19 protein-coding genes and 2 pseudogenes are annotated in these 23,955 nt (G+C 39.1%); 8 read left to right on the top strand and 13 right to left on the bottom strand.

The features are described from left to right. Positions 1-166: 166 nt before the first annotated feature. From BN2628_RS03410 to BN2628_RS03395, 4 genes are read right to left on the bottom strand one after another with little or no spacing between them, the layout of a single operon-like run. Positions 167-1,387 carry an ABC transporter permease gene (locus tag BN2628_RS03410; RefSeq protein WP_055096046.1) on the bottom strand — a complete coding sequence of 407 codons (1,221 nt, stop codon included), beginning with the start codon at positions 1,385-1,387 and terminating at the stop codon, positions 167-169. Between the two features lie 10 nt (positions 1,388-1,397). Then, positions 1,398-2,144: an ABC transporter ATP-binding protein gene (locus BN2628_RS03405; RefSeq protein ID WP_021929949.1), complete on the bottom strand. Its 747-nt coding sequence runs from the start codon at positions 2,142-2,144 to the stop codon at positions 1,398-1,400. Between the two features lie 11 nt (positions 2,145-2,155). After that, positions 2,156-3,388: an efflux RND transporter periplasmic adaptor subunit gene (locus tag BN2628_RS03400; RefSeq protein ID WP_055096044.1), complete on the bottom strand. Its 1,233-nt coding sequence runs from the start codon at positions 3,386-3,388 to the stop codon at positions 2,156-2,158. A 20-nt stretch (positions 3,389-3,408) separates the two neighbouring features. After that, positions 3,409-4,749 (bottom strand): TolC family protein, encoded by a 1,341-nt coding sequence (locus BN2628_RS03395; protein ID WP_082430123.1) that lies wholly within the window; start codon positions 4,747-4,749, stop codon positions 3,409-3,411. A 398-nt stretch (positions 4,750-5,147) separates the two neighbouring features. Here BN2628_RS03395 and BN2628_RS03390 point away from each other — a divergent pair, with 398 nt between their 5' ends. From BN2628_RS03390 to BN2628_RS03380, 3 genes are read left to right on the top strand one after another with little or no spacing between them, the layout of a single operon-like run. Continuing rightward, positions 5,148-5,702, top strand: coding sequence for an RNA polymerase sigma factor (locus tag BN2628_RS03390; RefSeq protein WP_021929946.1), 555 nt, complete (start codon positions 5,148-5,150; stop codon positions 5,700-5,702). After that, the gene (locus BN2628_RS03385) at positions 5,699-6,208 is read left to right on the top strand and encodes a hypothetical protein (protein WP_021929945.1); all 510 of its coding nucleotides are present in this window, start codon (positions 5,699-5,701) and stop codon (positions 6,206-6,208) included. The genes BN2628_RS03390 and BN2628_RS03385 overlap by 4 nt, the downstream gene beginning before the upstream one ends. A gap of 13 nt (positions 6,209-6,221) precedes the next feature. Further along, the gene (locus tag BN2628_RS03380; protein WP_021929944.1) at positions 6,222-6,710 is read left to right on the top strand and encodes a hypothetical protein; all 489 of its coding nucleotides are present in this window, start codon (positions 6,222-6,224) and stop codon (positions 6,708-6,710) included. A gap of 2 nt (positions 6,711-6,712) precedes the next feature. Here BN2628_RS03380 and BN2628_RS03375 read toward each other — a convergent pair whose 3' ends face one another. From BN2628_RS03375 to BN2628_RS03340, 8 genes and pseudogenes are all read right to left on the bottom strand, one after another. After that, the gene (locus BN2628_RS03375; RefSeq protein ID WP_021929943.1) at positions 6,713-8,689 is read right to left on the bottom strand and encodes an LTA synthase family protein; all 1,977 of its coding nucleotides are present in this window, start codon (positions 8,687-8,689) and stop codon (positions 6,713-6,715) included. Between the two features lie 271 nt (positions 8,690-8,960). Continuing rightward, positions 8,961-9,449 (bottom strand): PaaI family thioesterase, encoded by a 489-nt coding sequence (locus BN2628_RS03370; protein WP_021929942.1) that lies wholly within the window; start codon positions 9,447-9,449, stop codon positions 8,961-8,963. 99 nt (positions 9,450-9,548) lie between these two features. Beyond that, a complete protein-coding gene (locus BN2628_RS03365) occupies positions 9,549-10,826 on the bottom strand; it encodes an adenylosuccinate synthase (RefSeq protein WP_055096039.1) in 1,278 nt (425 codons plus the stop codon). Between the two features lie 47 nt (positions 10,827-10,873). Then, complete coding sequence (locus BN2628_RS03360; RefSeq protein WP_021929941.1) at positions 10,874-11,350, bottom strand: Fur family transcriptional regulator; 477 nt, start codon at positions 11,348-11,350, stop codon at positions 10,874-10,876. Positions 11,351-11,687: 337 nt separating this feature from the next. After that, entirely contained in the window at positions 11,688-12,362 is a 675-nt protein-coding gene (locus BN2628_RS03355) for a DNA alkylation repair protein (RefSeq protein ID WP_021929940.1), read from the bottom strand. Positions 12,363-12,559: 197 nt separating this feature from the next. Further along, positions 12,560-14,276, bottom strand: a pseudogene (locus BN2628_RS03350) (dipeptidyl-peptidase 3 family protein). Continuing rightward, positions 14,254-15,111 (bottom strand): annotated as a pseudogene (locus BN2628_RS16985) (dihydrofolate reductase); the annotation flags it as partial. The pseudogenes BN2628_RS03350 and BN2628_RS16985, both read right to left, overlap by 23 nt. Before the next feature lie 175 nt (positions 15,112-15,286). After that, the gene (locus BN2628_RS03340) at positions 15,287-17,242 is read right to left on the bottom strand and encodes a RagB/SusD family nutrient uptake outer membrane protein (RefSeq protein WP_055096037.1); all 1,956 of its coding nucleotides are present in this window, start codon (positions 17,240-17,242) and stop codon (positions 15,287-15,289) included. A 200-nt stretch (positions 17,243-17,442) separates the two neighbouring features. On the opposite strand from BN2628_RS03340, the gene BN2628_RS03335 reads away from it, so the two are divergent. Next, entirely contained in the window at positions 17,443-18,108 is a 666-nt protein-coding gene (locus BN2628_RS03335; RefSeq protein ID WP_055096035.1) for a porin family protein, read from the top strand. A gap of 178 nt (positions 18,109-18,286) precedes the next feature. On the opposite strand, the gene BN2628_RS03330 is transcribed toward BN2628_RS03335, so the two are convergent. Beyond that, positions 18,287-18,949: an MgtC/SapB family protein gene (locus BN2628_RS03330; protein ID WP_021929935.1), complete on the bottom strand. Its 663-nt coding sequence runs from the start codon at positions 18,947-18,949 to the stop codon at positions 18,287-18,289. Positions 18,950-19,441: 492 nt separating this feature from the next. On the opposite strand from BN2628_RS03330, the gene BN2628_RS03325 reads away from it, so the two are divergent. The 4 genes from BN2628_RS03325 to BN2628_RS03305 form a co-directional block, all read left to right on the top strand. Continuing rightward, positions 19,442-19,864, top strand: coding sequence for an acetyltransferase (locus tag BN2628_RS03325; protein ID WP_021929934.1), 423 nt, complete (start codon positions 19,442-19,444; stop codon positions 19,862-19,864). 10 nt (positions 19,865-19,874) lie between these two features. After that, the gene (locus BN2628_RS03320; RefSeq protein ID WP_055096033.1) at positions 19,875-20,459 is read left to right on the top strand and encodes a GNAT family N-acetyltransferase; all 585 of its coding nucleotides are present in this window, start codon (positions 19,875-19,877) and stop codon (positions 20,457-20,459) included. A gap of 543 nt (positions 20,460-21,002) precedes the next feature. Then, positions 21,003-22,205: an MFS transporter gene (locus tag BN2628_RS03310; protein ID WP_021929931.1), complete on the top strand. Its 1,203-nt coding sequence runs from the start codon at positions 21,003-21,005 to the stop codon at positions 22,203-22,205. 330 nt (positions 22,206-22,535) lie between these two features. Next, on the top strand, positions 22,536-23,955 hold a 1,420-nt coding region (locus BN2628_RS03305; protein WP_154668408.1), incomplete at its 3' end, for an FAD-binding oxidoreductase.

Here is a 23,955-nt window from a genome sequence, read left to right as displayed (position 1 = left end):
GGATAAATAACCGAAAAATAGTTCGAATTTCCACCTGACCTCTTAAAGAAAGAATGTACAATTCTTTCTATCATCACCGATATTTTTTTTCCTGCAAGGAACTATATCCCTTCTTATTGAAGCGAGGGAAGGAGCAAGGCATCCAAATCCCCCGGACGTTACAATATTACTCGTATCTTATAGCATCTATCGGATCGAGATCTGCAGCCTTTTTAGCCGGGTACCAACCGAAAAATATCCCGGTAACGGTACATACGGCAAAAGACAGGAATATACTCCATGGTTGTATGTATATAGGCCAGTGGGCAATATTTTTTACAACCCAGCTTGCTCCGCAACCGATAAGAACCCCGATAATACCACCCGTTATACTGATTAGGATAGCCTCTATGAGAAATTGGCTCAGTATATCGATACCCCGGGCTCCAACAGACATGCGAAGACCGATTTCCCGAGTCCTTTCCGTTACCGACACATACATGATATTCATAATGCCTATACCTCCGACAATCAACGATATTCCGGCAATACACGCGAGCAGAGTCGTCATCAAGTCGGTAGTAGAATTCAACATACTGCTCAGCTCCTGTTGGCTACGAATCGTAAAGTCATCCTCGTCGCTATCTTTCAATCGGTGTTCACGTCGTAAGATAGTACTGATTTCTTCCGTTGCATAATCAGTCATATCTTCCGATAAGGCAGATGCATATATCCCGTTCAGATAAGTAACAGCCAGTATCCGTTTCATTACTGTAGTGTAAGGAGCCAGCACGACATCGTCTTGGTCCATACCCATGGAATTGTAACCTTTCGATTCCAGTACACCCACAATCTGAAAAGGTATCTTATTGAATCTGATGACATGTCCCACAGGATCACTGCCATCCGGAAACAGGTTATCGACAATGGTTTTCCCGATAACGCAAACTTTTGCCGAACTTTGAATATCGGCTTCGGCAAACATCTCCCCACTCTCTATTTTAAGCTGTCTTATCTCTAAATAGTCGAGTCCGACGCCATAAATTGTCGAAGGATAGTTATTCGAGCCGTTGACTAACTGTCCCGAAGAAGATACGTTGGGGCTTATCGCTGCAATGAAATTTGTCTCATCTCGCAATTTTTCATAATTTTCGAGTTTCAACGTTTGCATTTCCGAAGGGTCACGACGCACCCCGCCACGCATGTCACCTCCCGGGTGAATCATAATCATATTTGACCCCATTTCAGCAATTTGGGTCTGGATGCTTTTCTTCGAGCCTTGTCCGATAGCCAGCATCGTAATGACCGAAGCCACACCGATAATGATACCCAACATGGTCAAGAAAGCTCGCAGTTTGTTATTGGCAAGGGCCCGAAGGGCTATTTTGAATAAATTGGTTCCGTTCATATTCTATATCTTAATCATCATCGTTCTTCGGTAATGCAGCCAAAGCTTCGCTTGCCGAAAGAATATTATTATTTACGGTATCTTCTATGACATGCCCGTCGCGCAGCCGTATATTTCTGCTACTGTATTGGGCTATATCCGGATTATGAGTTACGAAAATAATCGTACGCCTTTCGGCATGAAGTTTCTGAAACAGGACCAGTATTTCAAAGGAAGTACGCGTATCCAAATTTCCGGTAGCTTCGTCAGCCAAAATAACAGCCGGATTGTTTACCAATGCCCGGGCAATAGCGACTCGCTGCATCTGTCCCCCCGACATTTGATTCGATTTATGTTCCAGCCGGTCACCTAAGCCCACTGCCTTCAAAGCCTCTATTGCCCGATTCCTGCGTTCAGCCGCACCGACTTTTGCATTATACATAAGTGGCAATTCCACATTCTCGACAGCTGTCGTTTTAGGTAGCAAATTATAGTTTTGAAACACAAAACCGATTTTCCGATTTCTCAATATTGCCCGTTCAGACTTACTCATAGTACGTACCGAAATACCGTCAAGGTAATATTCCCCGCTCGAAGGAGTATCGAGACAACCTAACGTGTTCAGTAACGTAGATTTACCCGATCCTGAAGTTCCCATAATCGTTACAAATTCTCCTTCATTGATGGTAAATGTGATACCTCGCAAAGCATGCACAATTTCATCACCGACTTGAAAATTTCGTTTGATATTTTGCAGTTCGATAACTTTTTTACTCATAGCTATCTCCTTTATTTTTTCTTCTTATTACTTCCCGGAGGGCCAGGCATGAACGGACTTCTTTCTGCCGATTCACCTGGCGCATTCATTTCGGGAGCTTGACCTGTATTCCCGATAGTCGCTTCGCTTATCACTTGAGTACCTTCTGCTATACCTTCGGTTATTTCAGTAAGTACACCGTTACTTATACCTATTTTTACCGGATGTGCCATAAAAATATTTCCCTCCTTAGTCCACAGCTTATGCTCTCCTTCGCAATCTTTAATGATATCTTCTTTTCCCACCAATGGAACTTCCGGAGTAAACCGTAGAGCCTTTACCGGAACACTGAGAACATCTTTTTTGTCCAGAATATAAATAGTAACATTGGCTGTCAGACGAGGCTTTAGTTTTAAATCGGGATTCTGTGCCGAAATGACAACTTCGTACGTAATGACACTTTCGCTGCTCGTACTGCTGCTACTTGTGCTACTGCTGCTCGTACTACCCAGGCGTATTTGCGTAACTTTTCCTTCGAAAACGTCGTTCGGATAAGCATCTACCGTAAAACTGACCCGTTGGCCTTCCTCTACACCACCTATATCAGCTTCATCGACATCCGCTACAACCTGCATCTGAGTCAGGTCGGCTGCAATGGTAAACAGGGTAGGGGTTTCAAATCCGGCTGCAACCGTTTGGCCTTCCTCCACCGCCCGGTCTATAACTACTCCGTCGATAGGAGAAGTAATCGTAGCATACGATAAGTTGCGTTCAGCCTTTGCCAGAGAAGCCTTGCTGCTCTCATATTCGCTTTTTGCCTTTTCGTAATTATAAGTGGCAAGTTCGTAATCTGTATCACTGATTAGCTTTTTCTCATATAACCCCTTGTTACGCGCATAATTTTTTTGTTGGTATTCATATTCAGCTTTACTTCCGTCATAGTTGGCCTTTGCCGACTGGAGCTCGCTTTGCAAAGTTACTTTATCCATTTCTGCAATTAATTGGCCTTTAGTCACTATGGAATTATAATCGGCATATAATTTATCGATGATACCCGATACCTGCGTACCCACTTGGACCTCAGTTACTGGCTCGATAGTCCCGGTGGCTGTGACAGAATTTGAAATATCCCCTTTACTTACCGGGACTGTGATATATGAAATCTTACGCTTGGGAGCAGAGCCTCCGGCTATCCAGACGATAATTCCCGCTATGACGATAATTGCAATAACGATGAGAATGATTTTCTTTGTTTTTGTCTTCATATTTATATTGTATAAATTTTTTATCCGTTTATTTTTATAGGCTTGTCCTGATAGAAGTTGAGCAGTTGGAGATTTAGTATGGCCATATACTTGGCTTGTAACTGTTCTTGCTGAGCAGAGAGGTAATTGTTCTTTTCCGTAAGCAATTCTACCGTATTCTTCATCCCCAGATAAAATTGTTCTTCGGCAAGTTCGTAACTCAATTGACTGGCTTTCAATTGTTCTGATGCCGCATTGTATTGGTTTTGAGATGACCGCGCATCCTGATAGATTGACTCTATGGTCTTCAACAACTCTTTTTGGCTGTTCAGATAATCAAGTTTGCTGGTCTCGAGTTGTAATTTGGCTTTTTCTACGGCCGATTTATTTTCCCGATTACTATAAATAGGCACAGATAAGGTAACACCTATATTTTCATTGAATTTATTTTTCATCTGAGTTCCAAAACCGTAATCGCTCCCCGTAATATGCCCTGTTCCAATACCGGCATTCAAGGAAATTTGGGGGAAATAGCCTGACTTGGCATTTACCTTTTCCAACTCGGCCATATTGATAGACAATTTGCTGCTCTGGATACTTGGTATAAAGCCGAGAGCTATATTATACACCGATTCTTTTGATGGCAGGGGAGTCAATATATCACTATCATCGAGATTAGGTACATATACCGATAGTTCATCTGTAATTTCAAGTTCGAGTAGCTGTTTCAAGTCAAGTATCAGTTCTTCAAGTGACGATTGGGACACTACCAACTGATACTTGTCTTGACTGTATTGTGACTCCAGTTGAGCATAATCGCTTTTCGAGATAGAACCGGCATTGAGTAACTCTTTTGAACGTTCACATTGGGCTTTGGAAACTTCCACTGTCTGTTCATTGATTTTTACAGACTCCATTGCATATAATATCTGCAAATAAGCCGTTGTAATTGCTATCTCAATATCATCTGCCGAAGCATCGATTTCCAATTGTTGTATCTGTTCTTGCAACTCCTGTTGCTTGATGGTATTTTTCCGTTTTCCCCCATTGTACAAAGTATAAGAAGCATTCAACCCGTAACTACCGGTATAGCTGTTTCGACTGGCTCCGGTATTTCCCGGAGCAGGATAATTGGTATACCCATGAGAGGTGGAAAACGATAACGAAGGAAACAACTGGGCCTTTGCCAGTTTCGTATCTATCCGGCTTTCATTCAGCGAAATTTTGTTCTTCTTTATTTGGATATTCTGCTCATGAGCATAGCGGATACACTCATCGAGAGTCCACTCTTTCGGTTTCTCCTGAGCTGGGAGTATTGCCGGAGTCAACAACATCAATCCGCTCAAGCTGCAAATGTGTATTATAGACGTGATTTTTGCCATAAAAAATATATTTTATTGGCAAACTTACCCTTAGCACATATCGCATACAATTATTATATAAAATCACCCTTTTTTTATCGACGAATCATCTATTTTTAACGATAAATGACAATACCACGAGCACGTCAAAAGTTTTCATCGTGAAAATATACAAATTTTTCCTCATTAGAAACTGAATTATTTTTATTGGAGCATTTAAACAGATTCTTATTAAATAAATTTTATCAGTCAATATCAATAACTCTAGAAATACAAAAACATTTTTTACATTGATTTTATACAATATTCATATAAGGAAATAATCGGAAGCCTCAAAAAATATTTTTGAAAATTATGAAAGATGATTTTTAACCTTTTGCATGTTTTATCATCTAATGTAATAAATCAGTCAATCTTACATGTCGAAGGAACAACAAGACCCTATATTAGAATGGATACTCAATCCGGATACGCGGGCCGGAGGTTTCGAAAGTTTGATAAAAACGTATCGAGAACCTTTGTACTGGCATATACGCCGATTGGTTGTTTCTCATGAGGATGCAGAAGATGCATTGCAAAATACATTTATGAATGTATATCGTTCCATTGATACATTTAGGAGAGACAGTTCATTGCGGACATGGCTTTATAAGATAGCGACAAACGAGGCTCTTACCATATTGCGCAATCGTAAGCTCGAATATACTTCATATGACAACGAGGCATGTGAGCAACTTATAGATAGGCTCTATGCAGATAATGAAATAGATGGAGACAATATATTGCTGAAATTCCAGGAAGCTATCCTTCGATTACCTCCCAAACAGCAATTAGTGTTCAATTTGAGATATTATGATGAAATGAGCTACGAAGAAATCAGTCAGTTGACAGGAACGTCGGTAGGTTCTTTGAAAACAGGATACCACTACGCTGCCGAGAAAATAAAAAAATATATGATGGATAGTCAGATATGAAAAAAAGAGATTTTGATTTCAACCAGGTTGGCAAAAAAATGCCATATAAAGTAGACGACAACTTTTTTGAAGACGTAACTTCCAAGATTCTCGAACAGTTGAAAAAGGAAGAAAAAAACAAGTTGCGTTATCCCCGCATACATCATGTGCGTCCACGCCGTCGTTATATATTGTATTGGAGTAGCTCTGTCGCTGCACTTATTGCATTGGCCTTTTTGTGGCAGGTTATTTATCACGCTGACAAGCCAAACTCTTTTGTATCGGAAAATCGAACAGAAAAAAATGTTTCCCAATCATTAAACGTACTTCCGATATTGACCGATACTCAAGTTACCGCATATCGGCCGGGTAATACTTATATCGAAGACATATCGGTAGCATATAATCCTGAACCGGTTTCAGAGATCACACAAGCAGCAGATAGTCTTATACAAAACATTTCGGATGAAGAATTACTGCTATTGGCTGAGATGATTGGAGTGAATACATATGAATATAAAAATTAAAAAATCAATAATTATGATAAAGATACTGGTAAATAGTTTTATGGCGATTACTTTGGTTTTGTCATTACCTCTGAACGCTCAACCGCAAAAACCGCTGAAACCTAAAAATGTACAAATGGCTATGATTAATGCCACCCTTTCAGAGATACAAATGGCATTATCCCTGACCGAAGAGCAAATGGAAATCCTTCGTCCGGCCTATATCCACTATCAAAAGAGAGTAACCCGATTAAATGCCGACAACAACCGCCAATTCAATCGGGTAAGAGTAGATACTCTGACCGACGAACAGGCCGAAAAACTATTGAAGGAATCTATTACCCGTAGCCGCCAAATTATCGCAGCCAAAGAAAAGTTTAATGCATCAATCAGTACATTGCTGACTCCTCGGCAAATCATGCGTATACATCAAATCGATTCCTCTTTCAGACACCGGATAAGAGACATATACGATGCCCGACGTCCCGGACTAAAAGGCAAAGACAATATCAAACATAAATAAAACTATTCAGGAATATACCCTTTGTATTTTCCTGTCAGTTCATGCTTCATTAGATACTGTGCCGCTTGTAACATGGAAAAAGCATAACTTTTCATACTATCCTGTAAAGCCGGTTGCACCGACGGACCGGCTTCCTCGCTGTTCTCGACTTGTAACAGCCATTCTTGCCCATTATCGGGCTGGTTTATATAAAAGAAATTTTTGTTTATACAACCGATAGCATCGTCGGAAGTAAAGAAGATGTAAGGACGTTTTTCACGCATCAAATCTATTCCGAAACTATTATTTGTATAGTCGATATTCAACATTCCGAGTAGGGTAGGAGCAATATCGATTTGGCCGCCCAACTCATCATTGGCTTGTGGAGTGATGAAGCCCGGACTGTAAAACAAGCAAGGCACATGATTATAAGACAGTGGCATATCACTTTTTAGTTCTCCGACTTTTTTGCCATGGTCTCCCACAAATACAAAAATAGTATTCTTAAACCAAGGCTCGGACGAAGCTTTTTTCATAAATTCACCGATAGCATGGTCCGCAAATTCGACAATACGCATTTCGTCCGTCTGGCTATGGGATTTGAAATCTTTGGGTATTACATAAGGTGGATGGTTGCTGATACTCAGCAATACACCGAAAAATGGCTTACCTGTTTTAGACTCCTGGTTAAAGATATCCAACGCATATTCATATAGAAAATCATCTTGCACGCCAAAACTGTTGACAACTTTTTCTCGTGGATAATTTTCCTGTGCATATATTTGCTTAAATCCGTTTGTCCGCAAAAAACCGTTCATATTATCATATTGAGACTCGTGAGTCATAAAAAACAGGGTTTCATAACCGTTGTCCTGCAATATGGTAGGCAGTCCCGCATAAAACGGAATAACGGCCCCTTTCATCGAGTTTCGTTTCATCAAAGCAGGATATGAATACAACACCGAGTGTATGGCATGATTGGTATGAGTCCCGGCAGAATAAAACCTGTCGAAGCTGAGCGACTGTCGGGCTAAACTGTCGAGAGTAGGGGTGAGGTTCTCTGTATTCCCGTAGCGGCTTAGCAGTTTGGCCGACATCGATTCCATAAATACCAATATGACATTTCGACGCTCAGGTGACTTTCCTGCAACAACTTTCCGTGCAATAGGAGATATCTCTGGTATAGAATCTGTTATTCCCAACTCTTTACGGACAAGGCTGAGTGCTGCATTTTCATCCATCAGCTCCAATCCTTTATTTTCAGACTTAGAAGCCTCCAAAGAGCTCCTCAGAAGATTAAAAGATGGGCTTATACCCAATTGGTTAAGGAAAGTATTGTTACAATAATAAGCAGCACTGACACGTATAGGATTATACCCTGTACGCCCCCTGATACCGAACATACAGGCTCCGATAAGCAAGGCCGAACAAACGAAGATTACCGATTTTGTCTTTATTCCCGTATTTCTCCGATGTGATATGGAAAAGTCCCTGACAGTCAATTTCAAAATACGTTTGGAAAGAAAGCAAAATAAAGCAATCATAAGTATCAAAAAAGCCATAGCCAATAAATATGAAGCCTCTCCGAACATCATTCCGGTCGTAGTACCTACATATCCGAACCAGTTGAAGATAGATGCATTGATATGTTTAAAGAAATAATCGAAATAAGGAATATCCGCAGCCGATATAGTAAAAGCGACACCATAAAAAATACAGAAAAATATATTTACACCCCGATATATGTTCCTATTATAACAGTTAAAAACTGCTGATAACGAACATATCGCCAAAGGCAACAGCAGTATATAGCAAGCTACCACATTATCCATCCATACACCTCGCAAGAATGCTTCTGCTATAATACCGAATTTCCGGCTGGTTTCATCAATATATCCAAAACCTTGTACGAGGAGAACTAAACGGAACAACGAGAAAAAAAATAGTCCGAGTATATGTATCGAAATAAGGTAACGCAATGATTGCAAATATGACTTCATTCCTGTATATTTTTTGATAAGAAATTATTTTTTGAGAATTTCAAATGTATATGATTCAAAAAGCTTTTTTTAATTTTACTCGAAGCCGGCTTTGAAAATTTCTTACAAGGCTGTTTTTCTGCTTACATAAGGATGATAGAGGGTTACTTGATAATTGCAAACGGAAAACAGACCTAAAGAAAATACATAATAACCTGACTATATTACTTTTATTGAAAAATTTGAACAAGCTCTGACTCTTTATCTGATTTGTAATACCGTATGTATAGGGCTATAATAGATTTTCCTCTCGCTCTTCCACCGAACAATCGCAAAAATGAAATTCGGCGCGAGCTTTCTCTTTAGAAAAAAGAAAATAAGTACATACTGCCTTGGTACACAACTCATTCTGCATATTGTAAATACAAGCGGCAATTTGTACCAGATTTCGCCTCTGTTCCTGTACAGACGCTCTCAAAACAATACGGTCATCGGTAGTATACATCGGCTTTAAGTAACGTATCTCCATTTTTGAAGTTACACCGCTGGTCTGAAACTTCCGAAATACCACCCAACCACATATTTCATCGGCTAAAGCTGCTTGTATACCTCCATGCAAAGTATTTATCCAACCCTGATATTCCGGTCGTGGCTGCCATACACTCACGATATCGTCTCCGTCTTCATAAAATTCCATTTTTAACCCCAAATGATTGTCCGGAGCACAACCATAGCAATGATAACCATCCATTCCTTGCCACGGGTTTATTATTTTTTTCATCTCGAATAGTGTTTTTGAATACTTACCGGTAAAAAATACGCCCCAGCTTCCGACATTAGAAGCCCGGGGCGCTCGCATTTTGTAAGCTGCGAGAATATTTTAGTTTTCCTCTTCGGTATAGCGCACGATTGTCTGCTCACGATCAGGCCCTACCGAAACGATTTTGATAGGAACTTCGAGTTCGTTTTCAAGGAAAGAGAGATACGCATTAAATTCTTCCGGGAATTCATCTTCACTTTGCATCTTGGTCATATCACACTGCCATCCGGGGAGCTCGACATATACCGGTTCTATATCATCACCGATTTCAAAGGGGAACTGCTCGGTCTCCTTCCCGTTTATTTTGTAAGCGACACAAGCTTTTATCGTTTCAAATGTATCGAGCACATCGCTTTTCATCATTATCAGATGAGTGACACCATCTACCATAATGGCATACTTCAAGGCCACGAGGTCTATCCAACCGCAACGGCGCGAACGTCCGGTAACGGCACCGAATTCATGGCCGATAGCCCGTATCTTTTCTCCTGTTTCATCAAAAAGTTCAGTAGGAAAAGGCCCGCTACCCACACGGGTACAATAAGCCTTGAATATACCGTATACATTCCCGATTTTATTGGGTGCTACACCTAAACCTGTACAAGCCCCGGCACATATCGTATTGGACGAAGTTACAAACGGATATGAACCGAAATCAATATCAAGTAGTGTGCCTTGAGCACCTTCCGCTAAAACTGACTTGCCTGATTTCAAATAGTCGTTGATAACATGCTCGCTATCTATTAAATTGAATTTTTTCAAATATTCAACAGCCTCAAACCATTGCGCCTCAAGCTCGGTAATATCATAATCATAATTCAATGATTTTAATATAGCCTCATGCCTTGCCTTAGCTTTAGCATATTTCTCGTCAAAATTATGCAATAAATCGCCTACGCGCAATCCGTTACGGCTTATTTTATCGGTATACGTCGGACCGATACCCTTTCCGGTTGTCCCGATTTTTGCATCACCCTTAGCTGCTTCATAAGCTGCATCGAGAATGCGATGTGTCGGGAGAATAAGATGCGCTTTTTTAGAAATGTAGAGTTGTTTAGTCAGGTCGTGTCCGCTTTCGGCAAGACTTTCGGCCTCAATTTTGAACAACAACGGGTCGAGAACCACACCATTGCCTATAATGTTTATCTTTCCCCCTTGAAAAATACCCGAAGGAATAGAACGGAGTACATATTTTTGTCCGTCGAATTCTAATGTATGGCCGGCATTGGGACCTCCCTGAAAACGGGTGATAACATCATAATTGGGAGTGAGTACATCTACAACCTTGCCTTTACCTTCGTCTCCCCATTGTAATCCTAACAAAACATCTACTTTCATTGGTATAATATTATAGTAATTATTTTCTTATTCAAAAAAAATCCGTCTTATTTACGGACGGTTTGTTTCTTTTTCTTTTCAGCTTGCGCACATCGGTTACAAACTCCATACACATAAAGCGAGTAATATGATGCTGTAAATTTTCCGAATTTTTTATTCGACAATATATCGATAATTTCCTGGTCTTTGACTTCTTGTACCTTTCCACATCGGGTACAAATAAGATGATGGTGATTTACTGTGTTATAAGATTTCTCATATTGGGCCGGATTGTTTCCAAACTGGTGTTTCCTTACCAATCCCGCATCTACAAAAAGGTCTATAGAATTGTATACAGTAGCCTTACTCACACGGTATTTGCTATTTACCATAAAATCGTACAAGGAATCTACGTCGAAATGTTCATTCGTCGAATATATCTTATCCAGTATCGCATACCGTTCCGGTGTTTTTCGAAGCTTTTTTGCCTCTAAATACTGGGTCAGCTTCTGTCTAACGACTTCTTTTGTTTTCTCTTCGGGCATAGCTTTTTAACTCACAGCAGACAAAGATACATATATTTTTTTTAATATCCGATAGCGACAAATAAATTAAAAGAGGAGATTACACACTTCTGAAAGAAAGATAAATGCAAATTTTTTAAGAGCAAGATAAAGCGATTTATACATTATTGAGAGTTCTCTGATATTTATCGAAACAGAGATTTACGATAAAAGCCCTTTTAAATTTTGCCCGGGGGCAGCTTTGTGTTTCCTTTTGTGGCTGCTTTAAGGACGATAGCAAGTATGTGACGAAAAAACAGGGAGCCTGCCTCAAAAGGAAACGCAAAAAAGGACTGAAAAATCATTTTTATTGGAAATTTTAAACGATTGGCTCTGAGTATAAAAAACAAAATTCGTCCATAATATCCTCGGCAATACTTTTATTTAGAGGAGAATGATTCTTCCAAGATTCGATTGCTGTTTTTATGGTCAACGCTGTCGGCCTATCAATTTGCAAGATGCGTTTTACACAGTTTATAGCAGCATGAAGAGTAGTTGTTGAAAAGCTGCCGGCATTTGTATTTATGATATCCATAATACAAATCGGGACTTCTGCTGTAAATACATTTTGGGTCATAGCCAGTCGTGCTATCAATTGAAATCCCGTATAGCGGAGCATTTCATTATCAGAGCTTATCCATTTGAGAGCTTTATCGAGAGCAAAAGGAACTTTATCAAACAGATTCATGCAACACATATCGGCAATCTCTCTGTATACGATTGTATCGGCCCAGTGCTGCATTATCTCGGGTGTCAACTCTTGTGCAGGATATAATAAAGTGGCCAGAATTTTAGATTCCCGAATATTTTCTTTCCACAACAATTCAGCAAGTTCCGCGTTCGGAGAATATCTTTCAGCAATACGTTTTATCAAAGGAAGAGTGAGACCGAAATTTATCTTATAATCCATACCTTTTTCCCGCATGCTGGTCGATACGATACCATTCATTGCCATACGGAACTGTCGCTTTATTTCACGTATTTGAGCATCCATATTTTATTGGTTGATAAGTAAAACAACCAACGATTAACAAAGAATACGACAATTCATTACTAATCGTTGGCTAAGAAATTGTTTCTATTTTATCAAGCCTGCTTTTTGAATTTTCTTTTAAGAAAATTTAGACTGTTTTCTTAGAGTTCTACAAACAATAGCAAGCTGAAAACCTTATCCAAAATATATCCGGTTTATTAATAATTGTATGTCGGTAAATTAGAATAATCTTTTGAATAACGTAACATTTGGTCTATGTAACTCTCGTCATAAGAAATAGTCACATCCGTAATATCTCCTTTCTTATCAGTTACAGCTGTATAAACAGGATTTACAAAACCTTTATAAGGAGCAATATTCAACTTTTCATAACGGCTGAGTACCTCTTTGTGCAATTCTGGGTCTACTTTGACACCATAAGTTTCTACCAAATCCCGTCCGGCTTCGTAATCTCCAGTAGACTTTATCCGTTGTATTTCAGCCAATAGCTCTCCCAATAAAGAACGCATTTTTGCATAATCATTAATTACGACAAACGTTTTACCATCCTTTTTCTTCATTTCTACAACATTGTCCTTTTGCCCTTTTTCAAAAACATAACGGGCAATAAGTTGTCTGTTTCTCATATGGGCTTCTTCAATATTCTTGCCTGGTTCTATACGTGTAAGCTGGGTCATGAGCCCGTTCATCATATATTTATAATATTCCGATTTATAAGCCTCAGCGTTGGGCAATAACTTTAATTCTACAATTTTGGGATCTGCCATATAATATAAAGCAAACAAGTCGGCACGGGCTTCTTCAAGAGTAGAACTATGAGCTTTCAGTGCATCGGAGTCCGTACCCGGAAGCAATTTTCCCGAAGCATGCCCCAGACATTCATGTAAGTCAGTATGTAAATTATCAGCCTGAAATCCGTATTTTTCCATCAATTCTCTTTCTTTATCACTCCATACAAACTCTTCAGCAAATCCGTTGCCTTGAGCCGCTTTATCATAAGCTTCAGTGATATTTTCTATCGTTACCGATTTGGAACCGTGTTCGTGACGTATCCAATTGGAATTGGGCAAATTGATACCAATAGCCGTAGAAGGATAAGTATCTCCCCCAAGAATAGCAGCTGTAATGACTTTTGCCGACACACCTTTTACTTTCTCTTTTTTAAAGCGGTTGTCCACAGGCGAATTATCCTCAAACCATTGGGCATTGGCGCTAATGATGTGAGTTCTTTCGGAGGCTTCTTTATTTTTGAAATTAACCAGAGCTTCCCAACTGGCTTTCATCCCCAAAGGATCCCCATACGTTTCGGTAAATCCGTTGACAAAATCAATATCGGAGTNTGTAAAAAGCCTCGGCTTCAGCTTGTGTTACACCATCATAGTAATTCCCGGCAGAAGTCAGTACAAGGTCTTCTCCTTCCGCCTGATTTACCCGCTTAGCATCTATTGCAGGGTCAAAGATAACCGGAGATATATTTGCAAGTAATTGGTTTACCGTCTCACCTTTTTGAAGAGGCAAATATCGGGTATCGACAGACTTTACAGCTTTTTCAAAAAATTCCTGTCCGAATCCGGGAACAAATTTATCGGTAGAGTAGTGGTGGTGTATACCGTTGGCAAACCATACTTGTTTCAGATAGGTTTCCAAAGCCTCGAAATCATCGGAACTTCTATCACCTTTATATTGCGTATAAACAGCTTCGAGAGTTCTACGGATAGCCAAATTCCATTTACAGTTCTGGTCATAAATAATATCGCGTCCCTCTATTGCCGCTTGAGACAGATAATATAATAATTTCTTTTGTTGCAATGTCAATTTTTCGAACCCCGGAACTTTATATCGCAATACTTCCAGGTCTGCAAAACGGTCGACCCTGTAAAACGGATCGACACTTTCGANTTCCGGTCTTATTATAAGAGATAAGCTTCTCTATGACAGCCTTTTGTTGAGCATTTTCCGCTACAGATGCAGCCTTTTCAAGCCAATACACAATTTTTTCAAGAGCTTTTGAGTAGAGACCTCCTACTTTATAAACACGCTCCTCGATTTTCCCATTTCTCTTTACCAACCGACTATTCAGTCCATACGAAACAGGCCTCAAATCGTCCGGATTTTTCATCTTATTGTAAAAAGCCTCGGCTTCAGCTTGTGTTACACCATCATAGTAATTCCCGGCAGAAGTCAGTACAAGGTCTTCTCCTTCCGCCTGATTTACCCGCTTAGCATCTATTGCAGGGTCAAAGATAACCGGAGATATATTTGCAAGTAATTGGTTTACCGTCTCACCTTTTTGAAGAGGCAAATATCGGGTATCGACAGACTTTACAGCTTTTTCAAAAAATTCCTGTCCGAATCCGGGAACAAATTTATCGGTAGAGTAGTGGTGGTGTATACCGTTGGCAAACCATACTTGTTTCAGATAGGTTTCCAAAGCCTCGAAATCATCGGAACTTCTATCACCTTTATATTGCGTATAAACAGCTTCGAGAGTTCTACGGATAGCCAAATTCCATTTACAGTTCTGGTCATAAATAATATCGCGTCCCTCTATTGCCGCTTGAGACAGATAATATAATAATTTCTTTTGTTGCAATGTCAATTTTTCGAACCCCGGAACTTTATATCGCAATACTTCCAGGTCTGCAAAACGGTCGACCCTGTAAAACGGATCGACACTTTCGACCGAAGCTATACCGGTCGATACGGAGAAAGCAGTTGCTGCAATCATCATAGAAATAGTTTTTTTCATAATTTATAAATATCTTCTTGTTTTTCGGATTTCTATCCTTTCTCATATTTCACAATGGCAAAGTTAATGAAATATATTTTTCTCCCCAATTCGCAAACTAATAATGAAAAATAAACCCCGTAAAAGTTTTATAAGGCTTTTACAGGGTTTATCGCATTTTTTATTCTGGCTACCGTTAATATCCCGGATTTTGTGTAAGATTTGGATTTTCCTTCATAGCATCTGTCGGTATTGGCAATAACTGATGCTTGTTTTGGGCATCCGGCATAGATGCCACATAGATGCCCCACCTTCTCAGGTTGAAGTATGTTGCGGACTCGAGTAACATCTCATTATTCCAAGTATTCCAAAGTACACGGCGTAACTCATCCTGTGTAAGTCCGTTCTCGATAGGAGGATATCCTCTAAACAGCCGGGTCTGATTTATATATTCATAAGCCTCCATGGTACGACCGGTTTCGAGAGCAGCTTCTGCAGCCGTGAACATAATCTCACAATAACGTACCGGATGATAATACAGGCCTTTCGCATATTTAAAGTCGGAATCATCATATCCTCCTAAAATTACGTTATTTCCGTTTTTCTGTGAAAATACCAACGAACTATCTGCCGGCAGACTGTAATTACCGGTACTCATAATTTTTTTACACTGGTCAAGTGCTCTATCATATTCTCTATCGGATAAATATATGCGCGACACCAAAGCCGATACGGCTGTAGAATACTCAGAAGGGAGCATATTGATTAGGTAATTCATATAGTCAACCAGTGCGTCATTGTTTCTCGAAGGCATCTGCCCTGTTATATCGTTGATAACGGAGACTTCACCGAAAAATTTTGATAATTCCGAATATATCAATGCACATTCGGCTTGCATACGTAAAGAAGCCGTGGCCCATTCCGATTTTACATTTTCGGGACAATCATCCGAATTGGCAAACTTATCATTTGCCTGTAAATAACTATTAATCAAGCCATATCCACTATTCCATATATTCTCTCCCCATTGATTAAAATAGTTGGAATTGAACATATTAGGGACTTCAATATAGCCTATCAATTTAGCATCTGTTTCTCGGGTCAAATTAAGGAAACTTTTCAACTGTTTGTTCCACTCATCCTTTTGGGATTGCAACATTTGAGCCCAGTCATTAGAAGGTACAACGCTGTTGCTTGTCAGATAAACTACTGAATTCTTTAATGTTTCCCCGTCGGCATAACGAATGTATCTTTGAGGTATACCATTGACTTTATCGTTGTTATCGATTACCCCGTCTCCATTTATATCAGCAAATTTTAAATCGCCCGGTTTAGGAGTCGATATGATATAGCTCGGCCATGAATCTATTTCTACTTGACTGGTAAATAACCCTTCTACCATGAATCCATCGTATATATTGCTGAGAGAATCACCCGAAATAGCAGTATAACTTATTTCCGGTTCATTATGCTTTACCGAAACTTCGCCATTTGCATCAGTATAATATACACCCAGTGTCTTGCCGTCGGCAGTATACACCGTAACCTCTGCCCCTTCTATCGGTCTTCCCTGAACAGAGTCCATCACAGACCAATTTGTATTACAACGTTTCACCGAAATAATAGCCTCTTTGTCTGTAGTAGAAGGGATTGAGTCGATAGATTCATTTACGGGAATCACCTCAGGAACAATATACATATAACTGTTTCCAATCTTCATTCCGGTAGTTTCGATAGGAATACCATTTATGGCAACAATCGAATTTTGATTAGTAACCAATAGCGGTTCGTTGCTGACACTGGTCAACAATAACGAATCCTTCAACTCATCTATACTATAAGCGCCACGAGCAATGTGACGTTTGATATTTTCCTGGTTTAATTGATTTTCTGAAACTTCAGAGCGAACCTTCAATTCCTGATTTTTAACAGCAAATACTGTAAGCTGGTTTGTTTCTACATCCGGAATAGAGACTTTTTTAAGCTCTTCGGTAAAATCACTTATTTCTGGAATTTTTTCCAGTTCTTCAATAACTTCTTGCACCTCCTTATCGGCTGGCGACAATTCTGCTGGATCGTCATTCTCTTCGCATGAAATAAGACATAGACTCACCAGACTCAAAAAAAAAGCTGATAATCGTAAAAATTTCATATTATGTGGATTATATTTATATATACACTGCAATATTACAAAATAAATTAGATGTCGACAATAATATGTAAAATAAAATTTAATTTAATAAATATATTATTGAATCTACAAATTATAACAGTTATAATTGTCTTTTTTCTATCAATAAAAGAATTAACTCCTTGTTTCTTTACTAACTTTGTATAAATAATAAAAAGAATATGAAGATAAAAGTTAAGCTTACATGCTTTTTTCTGTTTACTTGTTTTCTTGTGATGGCTCAGACCGGAGAGAAAAAACGGCCTTTCCGCTTTGAAAAAGTTGATTCCGAAACAGAAAGAAAGATTTTGCAAAATGAGCAGTCTGTCAATCAGACGACATCTGATTATCAGGAAATAGAAGAAAAAAAATCGCAACCTGAACCGGTCCGGACACGAAAAAAAGGTAAGATAGAATTAGGCGGTTCGTTCGGCATGACCTTTTCCAACGGAACCTCTATTAACATCTCTCCTCAAATAGGATATCGCATAAACTCCTATTTTTCTTTTGGTGGTGGTATCGGTTACAATTACTATCGCTATAATACCTGGGACGATAGCCGATATACAATGAATTATATGGGGCTTAACCTATATGCCCGAGTCAAACCGATTCCTTATATTACAATTCAAGCTCAACCGGAGATACAACGCAACTGGGGACGTAGAGACGGACACTCATATAAGGGAGAAGTGATACCCTGTTTCTTGGTAGGAGCAGGGGCAAACCTCCCGATAGCCGGTAAGAGCGGTATATCTGTGATGTTATATTATGATGTCGTACAAAACAAATTTACTCCTTACGGGAACAAAATATTTTATTCCGTAGGATATAGTTTTGGATTTTAGAGCCGGCTTAATTTTTTATTCGAGCCTCGTCTTTTGAAAATGTCTTTAGAGCGATATCAAGCAAATGAAAGCAGTAAAACCAAACTGATAAATAATATATAAAATAAGCCCGACCAAACTTCATGAAAAATCTAATCAGGCTCTGAATATCATTAAATGAATTTTTAAGCAGCAAATTTTATTCTATCTTTTCAATCATCAGGTCCGGCAATTGCTGAATGTATTTGAACACATTCCCTTCCTCACTATGATTTCGATTTTTAATAACGATAGTAACGTGATACACAACATGATTTTCTCTCCATTCCTGCTTGGCTTCATAACTGATGATACGATAATTTTTCTGCAATACCATATCCGTTATCTTAGATAAATTATCGGGATTTCCGGTCGAAAATTGTATCATAGCACTATGAAATCCAACTTTTTTGAAAATTATGGTCAACAACTCAAGCCCCAACAATGTAAATATGGTTGCCGATATGCCGAGCCAGTACATGCCGCTGCCAATAGCTAAACCTATACCGGAGGTTGCCCATAGTCCTGCGGCAGTAGTCAATCCTCTTACAAACTGTTTCTGTATAATGATTGTTCCTGCACCGATAAACCCGATGCCGCTTACGACTTGGGCTGCTACCCGACTGGGGTCAAAATCTATATGATGTTCCTTCGCTATCTGCATAAAACCATACTGAGACACAATCATAATAAGTGCGCTTCCTAACGATACCAGAAAATGAGTTCTGAATCCGGCTTCTTTAGCTCGATACTCTCTGTCGAGTCCTATAATAGCTCCCAATATACCGGCAGTAAACAATCGTAAAATAAATTCTCCTGTCATATCATTCCTTTATAAACTGTATCATAACAAATCCGGGACATATCCGGTTTATGACAAATATATGGAAATTCTCTGTAATAACCTTACAAAAGCACAGATTAGCTCAGCAGAATTTGACAATTAACAATATCAAGAAAGATTAACGTATACAAGATAACCAAACTTATGTACATCGTCTCATTTCGACACAACAATATTAACAGAAACAAACGTTCGATGGTTACGGGATTTACTGGAAATCGTACAGAGAAACAGTGAAAAAGAAACAGCCCATCCCCACAAACTTAATGTCTTGTTCCAAGCAACCTTCTCAGATTTCAAGTATTCACATGACCGATTTAAAAAAAAACACCTATATGCTTCCCATTTCGAAAATACAAGCACCTCATTAAACCTGCCTGAGGGACATTTCATAATAGTATCAAGAGCCTTTTTTGCCTTATCTGCAAATTTAACTAAATTTGCAAAACTAAGCAGATAACAAATAAAATTATGATTAGGAAAATAGAACAATCAGACTATCCGCGATTGATGGAAATTTGGGAAAGTGCAGTATCGCATACGCATGATTTCCTGAAAAAAGAAGACTTCCTGTATTATAAGGAGCATGTTCCATCTTATTTTCCTCATGTTGCTCTATGGGGGTTCGAGCTCAGAAATAATTTGGTCGGCTTTATCGGCATAGCTGGAGATAATATCGAAATGCTGTTCGTTGATAATCACCACAGAGGAAAAGGAATCGGCAAACAATTGATTATTCATGCCATCAATAAGTTACATGTGGACAAGGTAGATGTGAATGAGCAAAACACTCTGGCTGTAGGTTTCTATAAACATTTAGGATTTCACGTGGTAACGAAGTCAGAATTGGACAATGAAGGCAAACCGTATCCTATTCTGCACTTACAATTATAACAAACAGTCGATGAATACACCCACATTGGAAACAGCACGTTTGATTTTAAGGAGATTCACGAAAAGAGACATGGAAGCTCTCTTTCTTATACTCAAAGATGAAGAAACCAACAGATTCCTGCCATGGTATCCGATGAAAGACATCGAAGAAACCAAACTATTTTATAAGGAAAAGTATGCGATAAAGTACAGACAGCCACAGGCATACGCTTATGCTATCTGCCTTAAAAGTGATGATTTCCCGATTGGCTATATAAAAGTCGATATGGAAGAACATCACGATTTCGGTTACGGGCTTCGCAAGGAATTTTGGCATAAGGGAATAACGTCAGAAGCAGGCAAAGCCGTCATCAAACAGGTTAGAAAAGACGGCTTGCCCTATATTACAGCTACGCACGACAGAAACAATCCAAGAAGCGGGAATGTGATGCAGAAGCTTGGCATGATTTATTGTTACTCGTATGAAGAGCAATGGCAACCCAAAGACTTCCCCGTAATATTCAGGATGTATCAGTTAAATTTAAATGGCAATAATGGTTTCGTGTATAGGAAATACTGGAATGCATCAGACAATCATTTTATTGAGCATTTGTAACCGGCACAAAGCTCGCTATCCCCAACAGATACATCACTTCCTTATTTTACTGATATACCAATGGAAATAGAAAAGAAAGTAAATAGAAAGAAAATGATTTGATTCTTCTTTTCACACGCTCTCTTTTTCATACATTTGTATTCACAAGAGTTACTTAAACAAGCAAGGCGAAACAGGCTACAGCAATTAGAACGGTTACTTATTCATTACTCCAAAATAAAGATATTTTCTAACTATCTCGTGTTCAAAGAAGTATATTCCTTATACAAATATGCATAAAATTCTTGATTGCTTACCATACTTGACTTTCTTAAAAATGTTTCCATATCGAAAGAAAAAGATACGGAAGATATTATCGTACATTTTATTTTTAAATACCATTTTATTGGAAAAAAGTATTGGTTATACTCTTTTATAATCTGAATCGAATAATTAATTTTGCCCATCTTTTTATAAAAACTTTGACGAATATTGATTCTATAAAAGAAAGTTGGAGTATTTGCTCATTGAAAGTTTATTTTTTAGTGTTTTTTTAGAATAGAAATGATGGAAGAAAAAGAAAAAAATACAAAACCTGTTTTGTGGAACAGCAACTACTTGAAAGTATGGATAGCTAATTTTATGCTTTTTTTTGCATTTTATTTGCTCGCCCCCTTGCTACCGCTTTATTTACGAGATACTTTTTCCGCCGGAAAAGCGATGATAGGTATTGTACTAAGTGGATATACGATTACAGCCTTGATAGTCCGGCCATTTAGCGGATTTGTTGTCGACAGTTTCTCTCGTAAGAAGGTTCTGCTACTTTGTTATTTCTGTTTTGCCCTGTTTTTTGCAGGCTATTTCATCACAGGTTCCCTTATACTTTTTGCTGCCATCCGTACTTTACACGGCGCACCTTTTGGTGCGACGACTGTCGCAAGCAGTACTATGGCTGTAGATGTCCTGCACCCGGAACGCAGAAGCGAAGGCATTGGATATTACGGACTTAGCAATAATATAGCTATGGCAATAGGACCGTCGATAGGACTTTATATCTATCACACAATCCAGAACTTCAATATACTGTTTGCCATGTCTCTTGTAATCGCATTCATCGGTCTGGCCATCGATTCTACCATCAAGTGTCGCGAACGCCAACCGATACAAAAGAATCAAAAAGTTTCTCTTGACCGATTTATCCTTTTACCGGGATGGAGCGAGGGCCTTTGTATTACTGCATTTTCTTTTTCATTCGGTATTATTTCTACATACATAGCCATATATAGCCAAGAAGTCATGCACATAACTTCCGGCTCAGGAACATTCTTTATGCTTTTGGCTATTGGTCTTATAATGTCGAGAATTATTGGGAGTAAGTCCCTTCGAGAAGGTAAAATTGTACATAACGCCTCTGCCGGAATGCTGATGTCAATGTGCGGTTATCTGGTTTTCACAGCTATACCCAATATATACGGGTACTATGCTGCTGCGCTTATGATAGGTCTCGGAAACGGTCACATGTATCCGGCTATGCAGACAATGTTTATCAATTTGGCACCCCATGAACGACGTGGAACAGCCAATTCTACCATACTCACATCTTGGGATATAGGTGTCGGTATCGGTATCATTGGAGGAGGCGCTGTAGCTGAACACCACGGTGGTTACTCTGCTGCATTTTGGCTTGCTTTTGCAATAAATGCCATTGGTGTCATTTTTTATTTCCTTTATGCACGCAAGAGCTTTCTGCGCCACCGCCTTCGTTAGTTGATTTTTTAATGTCACCTGATTTGGAAAAACAGATAAAGAACAACAGCTCGATGAAATTACCAGATAGAAAATTTTAGATAAATCTAAGAGCCTGGCTAAATTTTACTCGGGTCAGGTTTGAAAATTTCTTTCGAAGATGTTTTTCTGTTTTTTATGAATAGGATACGGGCTATCCAACGAGTGAAAATGAGAAAAAAGCGAAAGAAAACACAAAGATGTTCCGGCAATATTTCCCGATCGGAAAAGTTAAGCTGGTTCTAGGTTGTGAATTTCATCAATTACTTGTAATATTGCACTGGCTTTTGGCCATAAAGTAACGAATAAATTATGGGAAATTCAGATTATGTTTCTTTCCTGAAAGAAATAGCCCGTTTCATTCCGAACAATCGGATATATACCGACGATTTGCGTCGATTGGCATGGGGGACAGATGCCGGTTTTTACCGTTTGGTTCCTAAAATAGTAGTTCGTTCCGATAATGAACAAGAAATATCTCAAATACTTTTATTGTCAGGAAAATATCATATTCCCTTAACCTTCAGAGCTGCCGGTACGAGTCTGTCAGGGCAGAGTATCAGCGATTCAGTATTAGTAGTTGCGGGAAAGAATTGGGAAAGTTATTCCGTTTCCTCCACCGGAGACCGGATTACCTTGCAACCAGGGCTTACAGGTGGAAGGGTAAATGAAATATTAAAACCCTACGGCCGAAAGTTTGCCCCTGACCCGGCATCGGTAAAATCCGCTATGGTAGGTGGCATTGTTGCCAATAATGCTTCAGGAATGAACTGCGGCACCCATGCCAATAGTGATAAAGTGATGCTGTCAGCCCGCATTATCTTGTCAGACGGTACAATATTAGATACAGGTAATAAAGAAAGTAGACTTGATTTTATCCGTAGTCATCCGGAATTTATACAAAAAATAGAATCGGTCAGAGACCGCATAAGAAAAGATTCCGAATTAGTATCGCGTATCCGTCGCAAATATTCCATTAAGAATGTAGTAGGACTTAATTTGTTCCCATTTATAGAATATGATGACCCGTTTGACATCATCGCCCATTCGATAGTAGGCTCGGAAGGCACACTTGCTTTCTTATCGGAAGTGACGATGAAAACCGAAGAAGATTTGCCCTATAAGGCAAGTGCCATGGTTTATTTCAGCGATATAAGAGAAGCTTGTAAAGCTGTTGTCGCTATGAAAAAAGCCCCCGTTGTCAGTGCCGAGATGTTAGACAAAAAATCTCTACAATCGGTCAATGATACTACAGGAGAAGGGCTTACTGCTATTCTTACCGAGACCAAAGGGCACACCAGAGAAGAATTGGTCGACAATATACATAAGATTGAAGATATTTTAAGCTCATTCAATACATTTACACCAGTACATTTTACTGATAAAGAGAACGAATATGCCTCTTACTGGGCTATTCGTTCTGGTATATTCCCTTCTGTCGGAGGAACACGACGCCCGGGAACAACATGCCTGATTGAAGACGTAGCTTTTCATATAGAAGATTTGCCCCAAGCAACCTTCGAATTACAACAATTACTCGAAAAAAATGGTTACCACGATGCATGTATATACGGACATGCTTTAGAGGGAAATTTTCACTTTATAATAAATCAGGCATTTGATACCGACGAAGAAGTAGCAAGGTACGAACAACTGATGAATGATGTCATAGCTCTGGTAGTTGACAAATACGACGGTTCTTTAAAGGCCGAACATGGTACAGGGAGAAATA

The organism is Gabonia massiliensis (assembly GCF_001403595.1).
Taxonomy (GTDB): Bacteria; Bacteroidota; Bacteroidia; order Bacteroidales; family Coprobacteraceae; genus Coprobacter; species Coprobacter secundus.
This window is presented reverse-complemented; position numbering and strand designations above follow the sequence as displayed.

Coding starts and splice junctions, on each gene's coding strand:
- BN2628_RS03410 (WP_055096046.1), bottom strand. CDS start 1,387: ATGAACGGAACCAATTTATTCAAAATAGCCCTTCGGGCCCTTGCCAAT.
- BN2628_RS03405 (WP_021929949.1), bottom strand. CDS start 2,144: ATGAGTAAAAAAGTTATCGAACTGCAAAATATCAAACGAAATTTTCAA.
- BN2628_RS03400 (WP_055096044.1), bottom strand. CDS start 3,388: ATGAAGACAAAAACAAAGAAAATCATTCTCATCGTTATTGCAATTATC.
- BN2628_RS03395 (WP_082430123.1), bottom strand. CDS start 4,749: ATGGCAAAAATCACGTCTATAATACACATTTGCAGCTTGAGCGGATTG.
- BN2628_RS03390 (WP_021929946.1), top strand. CDS start 5,148: ATGTCGAAGGAACAACAAGACCCTATATTAGAATGGATACTCAATCCG.
- BN2628_RS03385 (WP_021929945.1), top strand. CDS start 5,699: ATGAAAAAAAGAGATTTTGATTTCAACCAGGTTGGCAAAAAAATGCCA.
- BN2628_RS03380 (WP_021929944.1), top strand. CDS start 6,222: ATGATAAAGATACTGGTAAATAGTTTTATGGCGATTACTTTGGTTTTG.
- BN2628_RS03375 (WP_021929943.1), bottom strand. CDS start 8,689: ATGAAGTCATATTTGCAATCATTGCGTTACCTTATTTCGATACATATA.
- BN2628_RS03370 (WP_021929942.1), bottom strand. CDS start 9,449: ATGAAAAAAATAATAAACCCGTGGCAAGGAATGGATGGTTATCATTGC.
- BN2628_RS03365 (WP_055096039.1), bottom strand. CDS start 10,826: ATGAAAGTAGATGTTTTGTTAGGATTACAATGGGGAGACGAAGGTAAA.
- BN2628_RS03360 (WP_021929941.1), bottom strand. CDS start 11,350: ATGCCCGAAGAGAAAACAAAAGAAGTCGTTAGACAGAAGCTGACCCAG.
- BN2628_RS03355 (WP_021929940.1), bottom strand. CDS start 12,362: ATGGATGCTCAAATACGTGAAATAAAGCGACAGTTCCGTATGGCAATG.
- BN2628_RS03340 (WP_055096037.1), bottom strand. CDS start 17,242: ATGAAATTTTTACGATTATCAGCTTTTTTTTTGAGTCTGGTGAGTCTA.
- BN2628_RS03335 (WP_055096035.1), top strand. CDS start 17,443: ATGAAGATAAAAGTTAAGCTTACATGCTTTTTTCTGTTTACTTGTTTT.
- BN2628_RS03330 (WP_021929935.1), bottom strand. CDS start 18,949: ATGACAGGAGAATTTATTTTACGATTGTTTACTGCCGGTATATTGGGA.
- BN2628_RS03325 (WP_021929934.1), top strand. CDS start 19,442: ATGATTAGGAAAATAGAACAATCAGACTATCCGCGATTGATGGAAATT.
- BN2628_RS03320 (WP_055096033.1), top strand. CDS start 19,875: ATGAATACACCCACATTGGAAACAGCACGTTTGATTTTAAGGAGATTC.
- BN2628_RS03310 (WP_021929931.1), top strand. CDS start 21,003: ATGATGGAAGAAAAAGAAAAAAATACAAAACCTGTTTTGTGGAACAGC.